The following is a 16,532-nucleotide window of genomic DNA, read 5'->3' as shown; positions in this document are numbered from 1 at the left end:
AGCACCATGAACACATACGCCGTGATCGGCGCGGGCCCATCCGGATTGGCCGCGGCGCGTGCGCTGCAGAAGCGCGGGATCACCGTGGACGGCTACGAGGCCTCGCACGGCGTGGGCGGCCTCTGGGACATCACGAATCCGCGCAGCACGATGTATGAGTCGGCGCACCTGATCTCCTCGCGCACCACGACCGAGTTCGCCGAGTTTCCGATGCGGTCCGAGGTCGACTATCCCGGCCACCGGGTGCTGCACGCGTACTTCGAGGAGTACGCCGCGCACTTCGGGCTGACCGACCTGTTCCGCTTCGACACCAGGGTCACCCGTCTCGAGCCGCGCGACGGCGGCTGGGACCTCACCAGCAGCGGGCCCGACGGCGAGGAGACCCGGTGGTACGCGGGCGTCGTGCTCGCCAACGGCACCCTCGCGGAGCCGAACGTGCCCACTTTCCGCGGCACGTTCACGGGAGAGTTCGTGCACACCAGCGCCTACAAGTCCCCGGATCAGCTCCGCGGCAGGCGGGTGCTGCTCATCGGCGCCGGGAACTCCGGATGCGACATCGCCGTGGATGCCGTGCACCACGCGGTGTCGGTCGACATGAGCGTGCGCCGCGGGTATTACTTCGTGCCCCGTTACCTGTTCGGCAAGCCCAGCGACACCCTCAACCAGGGGCGCCCGCTGCCTGCGCGGGTCAAGCAGGCCGTGGACAGCCGGGTGCTGCGGGCGTTCACCGGCGACCCCGTGCGGTTCGGCTTCCCGAAGCCCGACTACCGCATCTACGAGTCCCATCCGATCGTGAACACCCTGATCCTCAACCACCTCGGGCAGGGAGACCTGCGCATCCGCGCCGACATCGACCGCTTCGACGGAACCACCGTGCACTTCCGCGACGGCGGCAGCGACGACTACGACCTCGTGCTCCTCGCGACCGGATACACGCTGGACTACCCGTTCGTGGATCGCGAGCACCTGCACTGGCAGGGCGCGTCGCCCCGACTGTTCCTGAACCTGTTCCCCTCGTCGTTCAACGGCCTGTTCGTGATGGGCATGATCGAGGCATCCGGCATCGGCTGGCAGGGCCGCTACGAGCAGGCCGATCTGCTCGCCGCCTACCTGGACGCCGTCGAGCACGATCCGCCCCGCGCAGCCCGCTTCCGCGACCGCGTCACCGGAGCGGCCTGGCCCGACCTGACCGGCGGTTACCACTACCTGGGTCTCGATCGGATGGCCTACTACGTGAACAAGGACGCCTACCGCGGTGCGGTCCGGCGGGAGAAGAGTGCGTTGGAGGCCTCCGCATGAACGTCGACGATGTCGTCCTCTCCTTCACCCCCGGCACGCTCACGATCCTGAACGTGGTGCTCGGGCTGATCATGTTCGGCATCGCGCTGGACACGTCGCCGAGCGACTTCCGGGTCGTGGCGAGGCACCCGAAGCCGTTCGCGATCGCGATCCTCGCGCAGTTGCTCCTGCTGCCGATCGCGACCTTCCTGCTCACCCTGGTGCTGCCCGTCACGGCGTCGATGGCCCTGGGCATGCTGCTCGTGGCGTGCTGCCCGCCGGGGAACATCTCCCAGGTGCTCACGCATCGCGCGGGCGGCAACGTCGCACTGTCGGTGTCGCTGACCGCGGTCGGCAACCTGATCTACATCTTCGTGATGCCGCTCAGCATCACCTTCTGGGGCTCGCTGCACCCGACCGCCCGCACGCTGCTGCGCGATGTCGCCGTGGACCCGTGGCGGATGCTGCTGGAGATCCTGCTCATCGTCGGGCTCCCGTTCGCGCTCGGGCTGCTCCTGCGCGCCAAGGCGCCGGGGTTCAGCGCCCGCGTGCAGCCCTTCGTGAAGTGGTTCAGTCTGATCGCACTGCTCGGCTTCATCATCGCGGCGCTCGTGGGCAACTGGTCCGTGTTCGTGCAGGTGCTCGGCATCATCCTGCTCGTGGTCGCGGTGCACGACGCGGTGGCGCTCGCCCTCGGCTACGGCACGGCGGTGGTCGGCGGGCTCGGCACCCGCGAGCGCAAGGCCATGACGTTCGAGGTCGGCATCCGCAACGCGGGGCTCGGCCTGGGCCTGGTGTTCCTGTTCTTCGACGGGCTCGGCGGCATGGCCATCGTCGCCGGGTGGTGGGGCATCTGGGACATCGTCGCGGGGCTCGTGCTCGCCGGACTGTGGGCGCGGCATACCCGCACGCGCACGGGGGCGGCGACCGGAGACGCCAGCGGTCGCACGGCCGTCGAGGCCGCCTGATGGCGCGGGTGCTGATCACGGGCGGCGGCGGCTTCCTCGGCTCGCACGTGGCCGCGGCCCTGGCCGCACGCGACGACGTCGAGATCGTGGTGGCCGCCGACCTGCGGTCCGGAGCGGCCCGGGCGGGCGTCGTCGACGCGACGCTGGATGTCACGGATGCCGCCGCCATCGCCCCGGTGCTGCGTGAGCACCGCATCGACACGGTCGTCCACCTCGCGGCCATCGTGAACCCGGGCCGCGACGTGGCGCTCGAGTACCGCGTCGACGTGACCGGCTCCGCGAACGTCCTCGCCGCATGCGCAGAAGCCGGGGTCCGACGGATCGTCGTGTCGAGCTCCGGGGCGGCCTACGGCTACCACGCCGACAACGCGGAGTGGATCGACGAGGCTCAGCCGCTCCGCGGCAACGACGCCTTCCCGTACGCCCGGCACAAGCGTCTGGTGGAGGAGATGCTCGCCGAGTACCGCACGGCGCATCCAGGTCTGGAGCAGGTCGTGTTCCGGATCGGCACGATCCTCGGTCCGACGGTGCGGAACCAGATCACCGCGCTGTGGGACGGGCGTCGGATCCTCCGCATCGCCGGGTCCTCCTCCCCCTTCGTGTTCATCTGGGTCGACGACGTCGCGGCGGCGATGGTGCGCGCCGCGACGGACGGGCCGGCCGGGATCTTCAACGTCGCGGGAGACGGGCGCATGACCGTGCCCGAGATCGCCGAGCGCCTCGGGAAACCACAGCTCGTGATCCCGGCGTGGATGCTGGCCACGGCGTTGCGCATCGGCCGGGCGCTGCGTCTCACCGAGCACGGCCCCGAGAAGGTGCCGTTCCTCCGATACCGCCCGGTGCTCGCGAACCGCCGGCTGAAGGAGGAGTTCGGCTACACGCCGCACCGCACCACGCGCGAGGCCTTCGAGGAGTACCTGGCGACGCACCCCGCGGTGGCCCGGGAGGGGCGTGCCGCGGAGTAGCGTTGGCCCGTGCAGAAGAAGCGTGGGCGACGGATCCTGGAGCGGGTGCTGTGGGGCCTCGCGATCGTGCTGGTCCTCGCGGTCGGCGGCACGCTCGCGTGGACGCAGATCGGCGTGATGCCCGCGGAGCCGGGGCCGCTCGCGAGTGTGCGGGAGAACCCGGCGATCACCGTGACGGACGCCGACCAGGGCATCGTGCTCGCCCCGGCCGACGGAGATTCCGAAGTCGGACTGGTCTTCATCCCCGGTGCGAAGGTCGACCCCTGGGGGTACGCGGCGATCCTGCAGGGTCTCGCGGAGGACGGGGTCACGGTCGTGATCACGCGCCCCTGGCTGAACCTCGCCTTCTTCGACCCGCGCGGGCTCGATGCGTTCACCTCGGCCGCGCCCGACATCGACGTGTGGGGTGTGGGCGGGCATTCGCTGGGCGGTGTGCGCGCCTGTCAGCTCGCCACCGATGCCGACGCCCTGGTGCTGTTCGCCTCCTACTGCGCGAACGACCTCTCCGACAGCGGTCTCCCGGTGCTCAGCCTGTCCGGAAGCGAGGACGGTCTGTCCACGCCGGAGAAGATCGCCGACGCGCGCCACCTGCTGCCGGCGGATGCCGAGATGGTCGAGATCCCTGGCGCATCCCACGCCTCGTTCGGCGACTACGGTCCGCAGGCGGGCGACGGCACGCCGACGATCTCCTCCGAGGACATGCACGCCGAGGTCACGACGCAGACCGACGACTTCCTGGCGCCGCTGGTCCCCTGAACCTCACGCCTGCGAGAGGCCGCCGGCCTCATCGAGCAGTGGATGCAGATGCCGCGACCGGAGCACCGCGGCAGCCGTCCGCGCACCGGCTTCGAGGGCCGCCGGGACGCGCGCCCCGGCGAGACGCGCATCCAGCACGCCAGCGAAGAAGGCATCCCCTGCACCGTTCGTGTCGACAAGCTCCACAGGCACCGCCGACACGCGATACTCCTGCCCGTGCTCGTCCACCGCGACCGCACCGTCAGCTCCCAGCGTGCACACCGCGAGTCGCGCGCCCGCAGCGATGCGCGCGCGGAGGAACGCGACCGGATCGTCGAGTCGGTCGGCGTTGCAGAACACCGCGTCCGCGGCATCCAGGAACGGTCGGTGGAAGTCGGCGGCACCGTCGTAGTCGTGCACGTCGACCCAGATCGGGGTGCCCGTCTTTCGCGCGAGGGGCAGCAGCCGCAGCGGCTCGGCGGCGAGATCGAGCACGACGACATCAGCCGCCGCCATCTGCTCCCCCGCCCAGTCGTCAGCCTCGCCCGTCGTCGCCTGCGGGGCGGTGAGGTAGAGCGACACCCGCTGACCCGCGCGCGTCATCAGGTTCACGTGGCGCTCGGTGACGCCCTCACCCCAGCGCACCTGTACACCGGCGTCGTGCAGCGCACCGCGCATCCGCATCCCGTCCGCGTCGTTCCCGGCGATCGCGTACAACCGCGCCGAACGCCCCAGCCCGGTCAGGCTCAGTACCTTGCCCGCGCTCGTGCCGCCGATCGTCTCCCACGAGTCCTCGGCGAACTGCATGTGCGGCACCGGCTCCGGCAGCCGATCGAGCACGACGATGCGGTTCCACGAGACGGGACCGGCGAGGAAGACGGAGGCGGACATGCGACCATCCTGCCGTGTCGGGCGCCCGCGCCTCAGCCGATCTTCGACACCAGTGCGTCGAGCCCCATGCCGTAGTTGATGCGCACCACCGGAAGGGCGAGCTTGTCGGTGCCGATCTTCACGTATCCGGGCTCGATCGTGCGCGCCATCTCGAAGCCGGCCTGTGCGACACCCTGCTTGGCGGTGTCGTTGTAGTGACCGAACGGATAGGCGACGACCTCGCGCACGCCGAGGACCTCGGCGGAGGCGTTCAGGTCGGCGGCGATCTGATCCGCCGTCCAGTTGACCATCCGCCCCTTGCCGTTATCGCCGGCCTGATGCATGTCATGCGTGTGCGAACGGCGCTGCACATAGATCGACGGCGCCGGGTCCTGCCGATAGGCCGTGATCATGAAGGAGGTCGAGAGCACCTTGTACTTGTCGACGATCGGCACGGCGAGGTCGAACCAGCTCTGGTCGGCATCGTCGTCGGTGATGATGACGCTGCGCGACGGAAGGGAGAGCCGGCCGTCGATGAAGGCGCTGAGCTCGTCCCACGTCGGCAGATAGAACCCCGTGGTCGCGATGTGGTTCATGTGCGCGTCGAAGTCGCCGACGTAGGCGTAGTTCCCGCGCAGCCACCCCTTCTCGCCGTCGGGGTTCGCGGTGAACTGGTGGTACATCAGGATCGGGACCTGCACGTCCTCCGCGGCGTTCTCCTCGGGGGTCTTCCACGCCGCGAACAGCTCGACCTGCTGGTCCTGGCAGACGACGGGGTCGGCGCCGTTGATCCGCGCGGCGACGTTGTAGGCGCTCGCGTCCGCCGCGGTCGCATACCAGCCGGCGAACACCCGACCGTCGGCCTGCGGGATCGGCAGATGCTGGTACAGCGCGTTCTGCCACTGCAGCATCGGATCGGTCGGAGCGCCCTCCCCTGTGAAGGTCACCGCGCACGCGAGCGGATCATCGGAATCCGCCACGATCTGCTCGGCGGGCGTGAGCGGATGCTCGAGCACCGGACCGCGGGCCTTCGGGGTCGGATCCTCCGTGGTGCGGTTCAGCCACGCGAACGCCGCGGCACCCCCGCCCAGGACGACGACCGCCACGATGGTGCTGACGATGATCGCGGTGCGCCGGCGCCGCGTCTTCCCCCCGGAAGCCATGATCAGGCGTCGAAGCCTTCGGCGATGATCTCCACGAGCTCCTCGCGCTCCTCGACGGGGAGGAAGGCGGCGGAGGCGGCGTTGAACTGGAAGGTCTCGAGATCATCGAGGTCGTACTCGAACGCGTCGACCAGCAGCGCGAGCTCGCGCGTGAGAGAGGTGGCGCTCATGGTGCGGTTGTCGACGTTCACGGTCACCGCGAACCCGAGCTGGTACAGCAGGTCGAACGGGTGGTCGACCATCGTGTTGCCCCACGCCGCGATCGCGCCCGTCTGCAGGTTCGACGACGGCGACAGCTCGAGCGGGATCTCCCGGTCGCGCACCCAGCGGGCGAGGTCGCCGAACTGCACCTGCACCTCGTCGCCCTCCTGCGTGATGACCTGCAGGTCCTCGGCGATGCGCACGCCGTGACCGAGGCGCAGTGCGCGTCCGTCGAGCAGCGCGGAGCGGATGGAGGCCGGTCCTGCCGCCTCGCCGGCATGCACCGTGACCGGGAAGAAGTTCTCGGCGAGGTAGTCGAACGCCTTGCGATGGTTCGACGGCGGGAATCCGTCCTCGGGGCCGGCGATGTCGAAGCCGACGGCGCCACGGCCGCGGAAGTCCACGGCGAGCTCGGCGATCTCGAGCGCGCGGTCGGTGTGCCGCATGGCGGTGATCAGCTGGCCGACGCGGATGCTGCGCCCGTCGCGGTCCGCGGCGTCCTCGCCCTCCTCGATGCCCTGCTGCACCGCTTCCACAGTCTCTTCGAGCGTGAGTCCTCGACCGAGGTGCTGCTCGGGTGCCCAGCGCACCTCGCCGTAGATCACGCCGTCCGCGGCGAGGTCCTGGACGAACTCACGGGCGACCCGCGTGAGTCCCTCCTTGGTCTGCATCACGGCGATCGTGAGGTCGAACGTCTTGAGGTACTCGACCAGCGAGCCCGAGTCGCTCTGCGTGGCGAACCAGGAGCCCAGGGCTGCGGGCGAGCTCTCCGGGATCTCGAGGCCGATCGCATCCGCGAGCTCGATGATCGTGGCCGGACGCAGCGCGCCGTCGAGGTGGTCGTGCAGCGACACCTTGGGAAGGCTGCGGAGAGAGACTCCCTGGACGGTGACGTCGCCGTTCGCATCGATCGACATGGTGATCCTCTCGGTCGCTGATGTGCTCAGTCCAGGCTAGCGGTCGCCGCTCAGGCCGTGATGCGCTCGCGCACGATGGGACCCGCTGCGGGAGCCTCGTCGCCGATCTCCCACGACCCCTCCAGCGCTTCGAGCGCACGAGCGAAGCGGGCGTCGTCGGCGGCGGAGAGCGTGAAGAGCGACTGTCCGGCGACGACGCGGTCGCCCGGCTTCGCGTGCAGGTCGATGCCCGCCTCGAAGATCACCGGATCCTCGGCACGCGCACGACCGGCTCCGAGACGCCAGGCGGCGACGCCGAACGGGAGGGCGTCCATGCGCGTCATGATGCCGTCGACCGGGGCGAGCACCTGGTGGGTCTCGCGCGCGGTCGGCAGCGCGGCATCGGGATCGCCGTCCTGCGCGCGGATCATCGCCTTCCAGGTGTCCATCGCGCGGCCGTCGTCGAGCGCGGCCTCCACGTCGGCATCCGGCTGTCCGGCGAGGGCCAGCATCTCCCGCGCCAGCGCGAGCGTCAGCTCCCGCACGTCCGCCGGTCCGCCGCCCGCGAGGATCTCCACGGATTCGCGGACCTCGTTCGCGTTGCCGATCGCGAGACCGAGCGGCACGTTCATGTCGGTCAGCAGTGCGGTCGTCGCCACTCCCGAGTCGGTGCCGAGTGCGACCATCGTGCGCGCGAGCTCCCGCGCGCGGTCGATGTCCTGCATGAAGGCGCCGGAGCCGAACTTCACGTCGAGCACCAGAGCATCGGTGCCCTCGGCGATCTTCTTCGACATGATGCTCGACGCGATCAGCGGGATCGCCTCGACCGTGCCGGTGACGTCGCGGAGGGCGTACAGCTTCTTGTCGGCAGGAGCGAGGCCGGAGCCCGCGGCGCAGATGACCGCGCCGACATCGCCCTGCATCTGCGCGAACATCTCCTCGTTGCTGAGCGCCGCGCGCCAGCCCGGGATCGACTCGAGCTTGTCGAGCGTGCCACCGGTGTGACCGAGCCCTCGGCCGCTGAGCTGCGGCACCGCGACGCCGAACGAGGCGACCAGCGGGGCGAGCGGCAGCGTGATCTTGTCGCCGACGCCTCCCGTGGAGTGCTTGTCGACCGTGCGCTTGCCGAGGGAGGCGAAGCTCATCCGCTCCCCCGATGCGATCATCGCGTCCGTCAGCACCCGGATCTCGTCCCGCTCCATGCCGCGCTGGAAGATCGCCATCGCGAACGACGCCATCTGCGCGTCGGAGACGTAGCCGCGCGTGTACGCGTCCACCATCCAGCGCAGTGCCGCCTCCGGGACGGCACCGCCGTCGCGCTTGGCGCGGATGACGTCCACCGCGTCGAAGGGCTCCACCGTGGTCATCGTGCATCCTCCAGGTCGCGCGGCCCGAACGCGTCGGGCAGCACCTCGTCGATCGTGCGGATGCCGGAGACCGTCTCCAGGAGCATCCCGGGCATCGCGTGCTCGTACAGCAGCTGACGACAACGTCCGCACGGCATGATCGTCTGTCCGTCGTTGTTGACGCACACGAACGCGACGAGCTGGCCGCCGCCGGACATGTGCAGGTCGCCGACGAGCGCGCACTCGGCGCACAGCGTCACGCCGTACGAGGCGTTCTCGACGTTGCAGCCGGCCACGATGCGCCCGTCCCCGACGAGTGCCGCCGCCCCGACGCGGTAGCGCGAGTACGGCGCGTAGGCCTTCGTCATGGCGTCCGTGGCGACCTGCCGAAGCTCATCCCAGTCGATGTCCATCGGTTCCTCTCCTAGGACTTGATGTACGGTTTGCCGTCTGCCGCTGGCGCCTTGATCTGCCCGGCGAATCCGGCGACCGCGAGCAGCGTCACCAAGTACGGCAGCATCAGCATGAACTCACCGGGGATCGGCGTCTTCAGGATCGAGAGCAGATTCTGCAGGTTCGTCGCGAACCCGAAGAGCAGTGCGGCGAGGGTCGCGCGGATCGGGTCCCAGCGACCGAAGATCACGGCGGCGAGGGCGATGAAGCCGAGGCCGGCCGTCATGTCCTTGCCGAACTGCGGCACCGAGACGAGCGTGAAGTACGCGCCTCCCATGCCCGCGATCGCGCCGGCCAGCAGCACGTTCCAGAACCGCGTCGGGTTCACCTTGATGCCGACGGTGTCGGCGGCCTGCGGGTGCTCACCCACGGCACGCAGCCGCAGTCCCCAGCGGGTGCGGTACAGACCCCACGCGACGACGGCGACCGTGATGAACATCAGGTACCCGATGAAGGTCTGGTTGAACAGCACCGGTCCGATGATCGGGATGTCGCTCAGCAGCGGAATCGCGACGCGGGGGAACCGCACGGGGGTGTTCAGGGTCGCCTCGTTGGGTGCGAGCAGTGCGCCGTAGAGGAAGCCGGTGAGACCGGTGACCAGCACGTTCAGCACGACACCGACGATGACCTGCTCGACGAGGTACTTGATCGCGAACGCGGCCAGCACGCTCGCCACCAGGACACCGCCGACCATCGCGCCCAGGAGGCCGACGAACGGGTTGCCGGTGATGCTCGACAGCAGTGCGGCGGAGAACGCTCCGAGCAGCAGCTGACCCTCGATCGCGACGTTCACGACACCGGCACGTTCACCGATGACACCGCCGAGGGCACCGAAGACGAGCGGCACCGACAGCGAGACCGCGCCGAAGAGCAGGCTCGTGACGGGCACGATGCCGCCGGCCGATGCCCACACGAGGAAGCCGAAGACGGCGAGCACGCTGTAGGCGATCATCAGCCACAGCGAAGGCTTCCGGTAGGTCCACGCCCGAAGGAACGCCCCCACGGTGAGGACGATCAGGATGCCGAACACAACCCAGAAGGTCGACGCGGTCGGAAGAGCGACGGCCCACCGATCGGGGTCGGACGAGCTGCCGGAGAGGAGGAAGGTGCTGGTGCCGTCACGCGGCACCGCGAGGAAGAGCCATGCCAGCAGCACGGCGGCCACGGCGAGGACGATCGGCGCCTTGAAGTGCCGTTCCTTCACCGTCGCCAGCTGCACGGTGCCGTCAGCGGCCTGGGTCTGCACGAGCGACATCATGCCGTCACCGCCTTCTTCGCGGCCTTGGCTCGGAGCTTGGCCGCCTTCTCCACATCGGTCTTGGGCAGGAAGAACACCGCGCGCAGCAGCGGCGGCGCGGCGATGAACAGCACGACCAGCGACTGCACGACCAGCACGATGTCGACCGGGATGTCCTGTGCCTGCATCGAGAACGAGCCCGCCTTGAGCGCGCCGAACAGGATGCCGGCGGCGAACGTGCCCCAGGCGCGGCTGCGTCCGAGGAGGGCGACCGTGATCGCGTCGAAGCCGATGCCGGCGTCGATCGTCTCGGTGACGCCCGTGGTGACCGCGCCCTGGATCTGGTTCATGCCCGCCAGACCCGCGAGGCCACCGGCGAACAGCATCGCGTAGACGTAGATGCGCTGCACGCTGATGCCCGCCGCGCGCGCGGCGTGCGGGTTCTCGCCGACGGCACGCATGCGCATGCCCAGCGACGAGCGCTCGATGAGCCACCACACGAACAGGGTGGCCAGGATCACGATCACGAAGCCGAGGTCGAGCAGCGGGAACTGCGGTCCGAGCAGCGTCGGGAACTGCGCGGTCTCCGGCGTCGGCGAGCCCAGCGCCTGGTTCGTGCCCGGCTTCTGCAGCAGACCCGGGGTGCGGATCATCCACAGCAGCAGGTAGTACGCGATGTAGTTGAGCATGATCGTGAGGATCACCTCGTGCGCACCGGTGCGCGCCTTGATGAGTCCCGCGATCGCTCCCCACAGCGCACCGCCCGCGATGCCGGCGATGAGGGTGACCGGGATGTGCAGCCAGATCGGCAGATCGAGCCCGAAGGTCAGCAGCGCCGCGACAGCGACACCGATGAGCATCTGACCACGGGCACCGATGTTGAACAGGCCGACGCGGAACGCGAGGGCGACGCCGAGGCCGGCCGCGATGAGCGGAGCCGCGAAGCCGAGGGTGTTCGTCAGCGGGCGGATCTGCGCGGCGAAGTCGGCCCCTCGGGCGTTGAAGACCGCGCCGCGGAACAGCGCCTCATAGCCGTTGTAGACGGAGTTCCAGATGGCGACGAAGGTGTCGCCCGGCTGGGCGAAGAAGTAGACGGAAGCCGCCTGCACATCCTCGTTCGTCACCGCGATCAGGATGCCGCCGACGATCAGCGCCAACACGATCGCGAGGATCGTGGTCACCGCGTTGCCGCGGAGGATCTCCTTGAGGATCACGTTGCCGCGCGGGGGCGGCGGGACATCGGCGGGATCGCGGGGAACCGTTCCGGTGCTCGTGGCGAGCTCCTGCGGGGGGATCCCCTTGGTCACATCACCCGCGCCGGGCGTCGCTCCGCTCACGCGGCCACCTCCCCTTCGGCCGCTCCGGCCATCATGAGTCCGAGCGTCTCCCGAGGCGTGTCGCCGGGGACGATGCCGACGATGGTGCCGCGGTACATGACCGCGATCCGATCGGCGAGAGCTGCGACCTCGTCGAGCTCGGTGGAGACGACGATCACGGGGATGCCCGCGTCGCGCGTCTCGATGATCCGCTTGTGGATGAACTCGATCGAGCCGACGTCCACGCCGCGGGTGGGCTGCGCCGCCACGAGCAGCCGCAGGGCGCGGCTCATCTCACGGGCGATCACGACCTTCTGCTGGTTGCCGCCGGACAGCGTCCCTGCGGGAGTGTGGGGCCCCTGCGTACGGATGTCGTATTCACGGATGCGCTCGCGGGCGAACTCCTCGAGCACGGCGCGGCGCAGGGTTCCTGCGCGACTGAACGCCGGGTCGTCGGAGCGGTCGAGGATGAGGTTCTCCGCCACCGAGAAGCCGGCCACGAGGCCGTCTTCCGTGCGGTCCTCCGGGACGAAGCCGACGCCGGCGTCGAGGATGGCGCGCACGCTCTTGCCGACGAGCTCCTTGCCGTCGAGCGTGATGCTCCCCTCCACGCGGGCGGCGAGCCCGACGATGGCCTCCACCAGCTCGGTCTGGCCGTTGCCCTGGACGCCGGCGATCGCCAGCACCTCCCCGGGCTGCACGGCGAAATCGACCTCGTCGACGACGATGGCACCGGACGGGGTGAGCACGCGCAGGCCCTTGACCTCGAGACCGCCTTCGGTGACGCGGGGCGGATCCTTGTGCACGGTGAGCTCGACGGCCCGGCCGACCATCAGTGACGCCAGCTCGGCGTTGGTCGCGGTCGGCGACGCCTCACCCACGACCCGGCCGAGGCGGACGATGGTGATCTTGTCGGCGACCTCGCGCACCTCACGCAGCTTGTGCGTGATGAACACGATGGCCGTGCCCTCGTCGCGCAGCTGCCGCATGATGCCCATCAGCTCATCGGTCTCCTGCGGCGTGAGCACGGCGGTGGGCTCGTCGAACACGAGCACCTTCGCGTCGCGCGAGAGCGCCTTGATGATCTCGACGCGCTGCTGCACACCCACGGGGAGGTCCCCGACGAGCGCATCCGGGTCGATGTCGAAGCCGAACCGTGCCGCGACCGACCGCACGTGCTCTCGCGCCTTCGCGATGTCGAGCGTGCCGAGCGCCTTGGTCTGCTCATGGCCGAGCATCACGTTCTCGGCCACCGTGAAGACCGGGACGAGCATGAAGTGCTGATGGACCATGCCGATCCCCGCAGCCATCGCGTCGCCAGGACCGCGGAAGCGCTGCACCTCGTCATCGAGGAGGATCTCTCCCTCGTCGGCCTGGTACAGGCCGTAGAGGACGTTCATGAGGGTGGATTTGCCCGCGCCGTTCTCACCGAGGAGCGCGTGGATCTCGCCCGGTTGGACCACCAGATCGATGTGATCGTTGGCGACGAGAGTGCCGAATCGTTTGGTGATGCCGCGAAGTTCGAGCTTCATGTCTGCACCTTATCCAGAAGAGTCATCGAGGTGAATCTCCGTCCGTCCACGACACGGGGCGAGTGGCATCCTGCTCACCACTCGCCCCGTGCGGGAACTGCGACGGAATTACTTGGAGGTCGGGGAGTTCGGGGACTCCACCTTGATGTCGCCCGAGATGATCTGCTCCTGCAGAGTCTTGAGCTCGTCGGTCAGGCCGGCCGGGAGCTTCGACTCGAAGTCGCCGAAGCCGGAGAGCTTGACGCCCTCGTTCTCGAGCGTGCCCACGTACGGAGCCGGGTCGAACTCGCCCTTGGCAGCAGCCAGGGTCGCGTCCTTCACGGCCACGTCGATGGCCTTCATGATCGAGACCAGCGTGATGCCGGCGACGCTCGGGTCGGCGACGGCGAGGTCGCTGTCGACGCCGAGCATCAGGGTGTCCTTGCCGCTGTCGGCGATCGCCGCAGCCGCGCTCTGGTAGACGGGGCCGCCGACCGGGAGGATGACGTCGACGCCCTGGTCGAGCACGCCCTGAGCCGTCTGCTTCGCGGTGTCGTTCGCGTCGAAGCCACCGGTGAAGGAGCCCTCCTGCGTGGCGATGTCCCAGCCGAAGACCTCGACCGAAGCCGACTTGTCCTCGTTGTACTTCTCGACACCGAGCTGGTAGCCGTCCATGAACACGGCGACGGACGGGATCTTCATGCCACCGAAGGTGCCGACCTTGTTGACGCCGGCCTCAGCGGACCAGGCAGCGGCCGCGTAGCCGCCGAGGTAGGCCGCCTGGGCGGTGTCGAAGACGAGGGGCTTGATATTCGGCGCGTCGACGTTGCCGTCGAAGTCGTTGTCGGCCCAGTCGTCGATGATCGCGTAGTTGAGGCTCGGGTTCGCGAGTGCGGACTCGACCGTCGCGGCCGACAGCTTGAAGCCGACGGAGATGATGAGCGAGCAGCCCTCGGAGACGGCGGTCTCGAGGTTCGGGGCGTAGTCGTTGTCGTTCGCGGACTCGAACTCGAGCGGCTTGACGCCGAGCTCCTTCGCGGCGGCGTCCATGCCCTCCTTGGCGGACTGGTTGAACGACTTGTCGTTCCATCCGCCGGCGTCGGAGACGAGGCAGGGGAGGAAGTCGGAGTCAGCCGGCTTCTCGGAGCCCGATCCGCTGTCGGTCGGCGCCTGGCCACAGCCGGCGAGTGCGAAGATGACGCCCGCGGCGACGGTTGCGCCGAGCAGCTTCTTGGTGGTGGAGATGGTCAACTCATGCCTCCCTCAACGAAACCGCGGCCATCGCGGATCGATCAAAGTTACCCAGTGTTTCGGCGTTTTCGCACTCCTGGGCCGCGCGTGCTGGCGAATGGTTACCAAGCTGAAATCAAGCCCCCGGATGAGCGTCGGAGGATGCTCATCGGCGCAGTCGTCAGAGCACGTCGCCGCGACCGGTGAGCTTGAGCGACTCGACGACGCCCTTCACCCGCTGCGCGTGCTGCACGGTGGTGACCAGCAGCGCATCGGGGGTGTCCACCACCACGATGTCCTGCACCCCGACGAGGCTGATCACGCGCGTGGTCTGACTCACGAGGATGCCGCTGGCTCCGTCGGTGAGCACCCGCGCATTCGGTCCGAGCACGGCCAGGTCGTTCTTCCGGCCGTTCGTGATGAGCTTGGTCAGCGAGGCGAAGTCGCCCACGTCGTCCCAGTCGAAGTGCCCGGGGACCACGGCGAGCTTTCCACGGCGCGCGGCCGGCTCGGCGACCGCGTAGTCGATCGCGATCTTCTTCAGCCGCGGCCAGATGCGGTCCACCGCGGGGCCTCGGCGGTCGCGGTCGTCCCACGCCTCGGCGAGCTCGATCAGCCCGGCGTGCAGCTCGGGCTCGTTCACGGCGAGCTCGTCCAGCAGCACGCTCGCCTTCGCGATGAACATGCCCGCATTCCAGAGATAGCCGCGGTCGGCGAGGTACGACTGCGCGGTCTCCAGGTCCGGCTTCTCGACGAAGGTCTCCACGAGGGCCGCCTCGCGCGCGCCCTCGACCACGAGCTCCGGCCCCATCTTGATGTAGCCGAAGCCGATCGCCGGCTCCGTGGGGGTGATGCCGATCGTGCAGATGTACCCCTCGCGCGCCACCTCAACGGCGTCGCGGACGGCGAACTCGAACACGCGGGTGCTGCGAATCACGTGATCCGCGCTGAAGGAGCCGATGATGACGTCGGGGTCTCGGCGGTGCAGGATCGCCGCCGCCAGCCCGATCGCGGCGGCCGACTCGCGCGGCTCGGACTCCAGGAAGACGTTGAGGTCGGCGATCCCGGGAAGCTCCGCCTCGACGGCGGCCCGGTGCGCGCGCCCGGTGACCACGGCGATCCGATCCGCACCGGAGAGCGGCACCAGTCGATCCCAGGTGTCGCGCAGCAGGGAGTGACCGGATCCGGTGAGATCGTGCAGGAACTTCGGCGCATCCGCCCGGGAGAGCGGCCACAGCCGGCTGCCGATGCCGCCGGCGGGAATCACTGCATAGAAATCCTTGATGGGTGCGCTCACCCTGCCAGGGTAGCCGCAGGGGTCGTCTCGACATCGAGACACTTAGGCTCCCCTTCGTCGCTCCCAGTGATCTGACAGGAATAGGATGGACACCGATCGGGCGTGCCTGACACTTCGACAGGCTCACACTTGGACAAGCAGCGCACGCGACCGAGTCACATCGATCCAGGGAGGACGACCGTGTCCACAAGCGCCCGCTTGACACCGTCGATTTCGGAAACCACGTCCAAGACCCCCCGCGGCACCCTCTATCGGGGTCGCGAAGGCATGTGGTCGTGGGTGCTTCACCGCATCACCGGAGTCGCCATCTTCTTCTTCCTGTTGGTGCACGTGCTCGACACGGCGCTGATCAGGGTGTCGCCGGAGGCGTACAACGCCGTCATCGGCACGTACAAGAACCCCATCATGGCGCTCGGCGAGGTCGTGCTCGTGGCCGGCATCGTGTTCCACGCGATGAACGGTCTGCGCATCATCGCCGTCGACTTCTGGTCGAAGGGTGCCAAGTACCAGCGTCAGCTGTTCTGGGGCGTCCTGCTGGTGTGGGGCATCATCATGGCCGGCTTCGTGCCCCGCCACCTGATGCTCGCGTTCGCCGGATTCGGAGGGGGACACTGATGTCTGCACAGATCATCGCCGCCGCCCCGGTGCGCCGCCGCCGCGGAGTCAACCTCGAGAAGTGGGGCTGGGTCTTCATGCGCGCGTCGGGCGTCGTGCTCGTCGTGCTGATCTTCGGCCACCTGTTCGTCAACCTCATGGTCGGCGAAGGCATCCACGCCCTCGACTTCGCATTCATCGCCGGCAAGTTCGCCACGCCGTTCTGGCAGTGGTGGGACGTGCTGATGCTGTGGCTCGCACTCATCCACGGCGCCAACGGCATGCGCACGATCGTGAACGACTACGTCACGAACAGCACGGCCCGCAAGGCACTGATCTGGGCGCTGGGTCTGGCCGCCGGCCTGCTCATCATCCTCGGCACGCTGGTCGTCTTCACGTTCGACCCGTGCCTGGGCGTGACCGAGGACAGCGTCCTGTGGTCCGAATGCGCCGCGATCGTCGGGAACTGAGA

General features: G+C 68.9%; 16 protein-coding genes. 6 read left to right on the top strand and 10 right to left on the bottom strand.

Annotated elements, in window-relative coordinates:
• Positions 1 to 6 precede the first annotated feature (6 nt).
• Genes WFM69_RS09455 through WFM69_RS09440 form a run of 4 tightly spaced genes read left to right on the top strand, consistent with a single transcriptional unit; the run spans position 7 to position 3,967 of the window.
• Positions 7 to 1,299: a flavin-containing monooxygenase gene (locus WFM69_RS09455; protein WP_337003954.1), complete on the top strand. Its 1,293-nt coding sequence runs from the start codon at positions 7 to 9 to the stop codon at positions 1,297 to 1,299.
• Complete coding sequence (locus WFM69_RS09450) at positions 1,296 to 2,246, top strand: bile acid:sodium symporter family protein (RefSeq protein ID WP_337003952.1); 951 nt, start codon at positions 1,296 to 1,298, stop codon at positions 2,244 to 2,246. Before WFM69_RS09455 ends, WFM69_RS09450 begins: the two co-directional genes overlap by 4 nt.
• On the top strand, positions 2,246 to 3,211 hold the full coding sequence (locus WFM69_RS09445; protein WP_337003950.1) for an SDR family oxidoreductase: 966 nt from the start codon (positions 2,246 to 2,248) through the stop codon (positions 3,209 to 3,211). Before WFM69_RS09450 ends, WFM69_RS09445 begins: the two co-directional genes overlap by 1 nt.
• 9 nt (positions 3,212 to 3,220) lie before the next feature.
• Positions 3,221 to 3,967, top strand: coding sequence for an alpha/beta hydrolase (locus WFM69_RS09440; RefSeq protein ID WP_337003948.1), 747 nt, complete (start codon positions 3,221 to 3,223; stop codon positions 3,965 to 3,967).
• A 3-nt stretch (positions 3,968 to 3,970) separates the two neighbouring features.
• Here WFM69_RS09440 and WFM69_RS09435 read toward each other — a convergent pair whose 3' ends face one another.
• From WFM69_RS09435 to WFM69_RS09390, 10 genes are all read right to left on the bottom strand, one after another.
• Entirely contained in the window at positions 3,971 to 4,837 is an 867-nt protein-coding gene (locus tag WFM69_RS09435) for a carbohydrate kinase family protein (RefSeq protein WP_337003946.1), read from the bottom strand.
• Between the two features lie 32 nt (positions 4,838 to 4,869).
• Positions 4,870 to 5,979, bottom strand: a complete 1,110-nt coding sequence (locus tag WFM69_RS09430; protein ID WP_337003943.1) for a polysaccharide deacetylase family protein — start codon at positions 5,977 to 5,979, stop codon at positions 4,870 to 4,872.
• Positions 5,980 to 5,981: 2 nt separating this feature from the next.
• Positions 5,982 to 7,097: an adenosine deaminase gene (locus tag WFM69_RS09425; protein ID WP_337003941.1), complete on the bottom strand. Its 1,116-nt coding sequence runs from the start codon at positions 7,095 to 7,097 to the stop codon at positions 5,982 to 5,984.
• A 50-nt stretch (positions 7,098 to 7,147) separates the two neighbouring features.
• Positions 7,148 to 8,443 carry a thymidine phosphorylase gene (locus WFM69_RS09420; RefSeq protein WP_337003939.1) on the bottom strand — a complete coding sequence of 432 codons (1,296 nt, stop codon included), beginning with the start codon at positions 8,441 to 8,443 and terminating at the stop codon, positions 7,148 to 7,150.
• Positions 8,440 to 8,835, bottom strand: a complete 396-nt coding sequence (locus tag WFM69_RS09415; protein ID WP_337003937.1) for a cytidine deaminase — start codon at positions 8,833 to 8,835, stop codon at positions 8,440 to 8,442. The genes WFM69_RS09420 and WFM69_RS09415 overlap by 4 nt, the downstream gene beginning before the upstream one ends.
• 11 nt (positions 8,836 to 8,846) lie before the next feature.
• Entirely contained in the window at positions 8,847 to 10,130 is a 1,284-nt protein-coding gene (locus WFM69_RS09410; protein WP_442928394.1) for an ABC transporter permease, read from the bottom strand.
• Complete coding sequence (locus WFM69_RS09405) at positions 10,130 to 11,449, bottom strand: ABC transporter permease (RefSeq protein WP_337003933.1); 1,320 nt, start codon at positions 11,447 to 11,449, stop codon at positions 10,130 to 10,132. The genes WFM69_RS09410 and WFM69_RS09405 overlap by 1 nt, the downstream gene beginning before the upstream one ends.
• Complete coding sequence (locus WFM69_RS09400) at positions 11,446 to 12,960, bottom strand: ABC transporter ATP-binding protein (protein ID WP_337003931.1); 1,515 nt, start codon at positions 12,958 to 12,960, stop codon at positions 11,446 to 11,448. Before WFM69_RS09400 ends, WFM69_RS09405 begins: the two co-directional genes overlap by 4 nt.
• A gap of 108 nt (positions 12,961 to 13,068) precedes the next feature.
• On the bottom strand, positions 13,069 to 14,190 hold the full coding sequence (locus WFM69_RS09395; RefSeq protein ID WP_337003929.1) for a BMP family lipoprotein: 1,122 nt from the start codon (positions 14,188 to 14,190) through the stop codon (positions 13,069 to 13,071).
• Positions 14,191 to 14,350: 160 nt separating this feature from the next.
• Positions 14,351 to 15,466, bottom strand: coding sequence for a mannose-1-phosphate guanylyltransferase (locus WFM69_RS09390; protein ID WP_337003926.1), 1,116 nt, complete (start codon positions 15,464 to 15,466; stop codon positions 14,351 to 14,353).
• Between the two features lie 180 nt (positions 15,467 to 15,646).
• On the opposite strand from WFM69_RS09390, the gene sdhC reads away from it, so the two are divergent.
• Positions 15,647 to 16,081, top strand: coding sequence for a succinate dehydrogenase, cytochrome b556 subunit (gene sdhC, locus WFM69_RS09385; protein WP_072591539.1), 435 nt, complete (start codon positions 15,647 to 15,649; stop codon positions 16,079 to 16,081).
• Positions 16,081 to 16,530, top strand: coding sequence for a succinate dehydrogenase hydrophobic membrane anchor subunit (locus tag WFM69_RS09380; protein ID WP_337003924.1), 450 nt, complete (start codon positions 16,081 to 16,083; stop codon positions 16,528 to 16,530). Before sdhC ends, WFM69_RS09380 begins: the two co-directional genes overlap by 1 nt.
• Positions 16,531 to 16,532 lie beyond the last annotated feature (2 nt).

The sequence above is a fragment of the Microbacterium sp. LB12 genome (assembly GCF_037150835.1).
Lineage (GTDB): Bacteria > Actinomycetota > Actinomycetes > Actinomycetales > Microbacteriaceae > Microbacterium.
The sequence above is the reverse complement of the archived record's forward strand: the minus strand, read 5'-3'. Positions and strand labels throughout refer to the sequence as shown.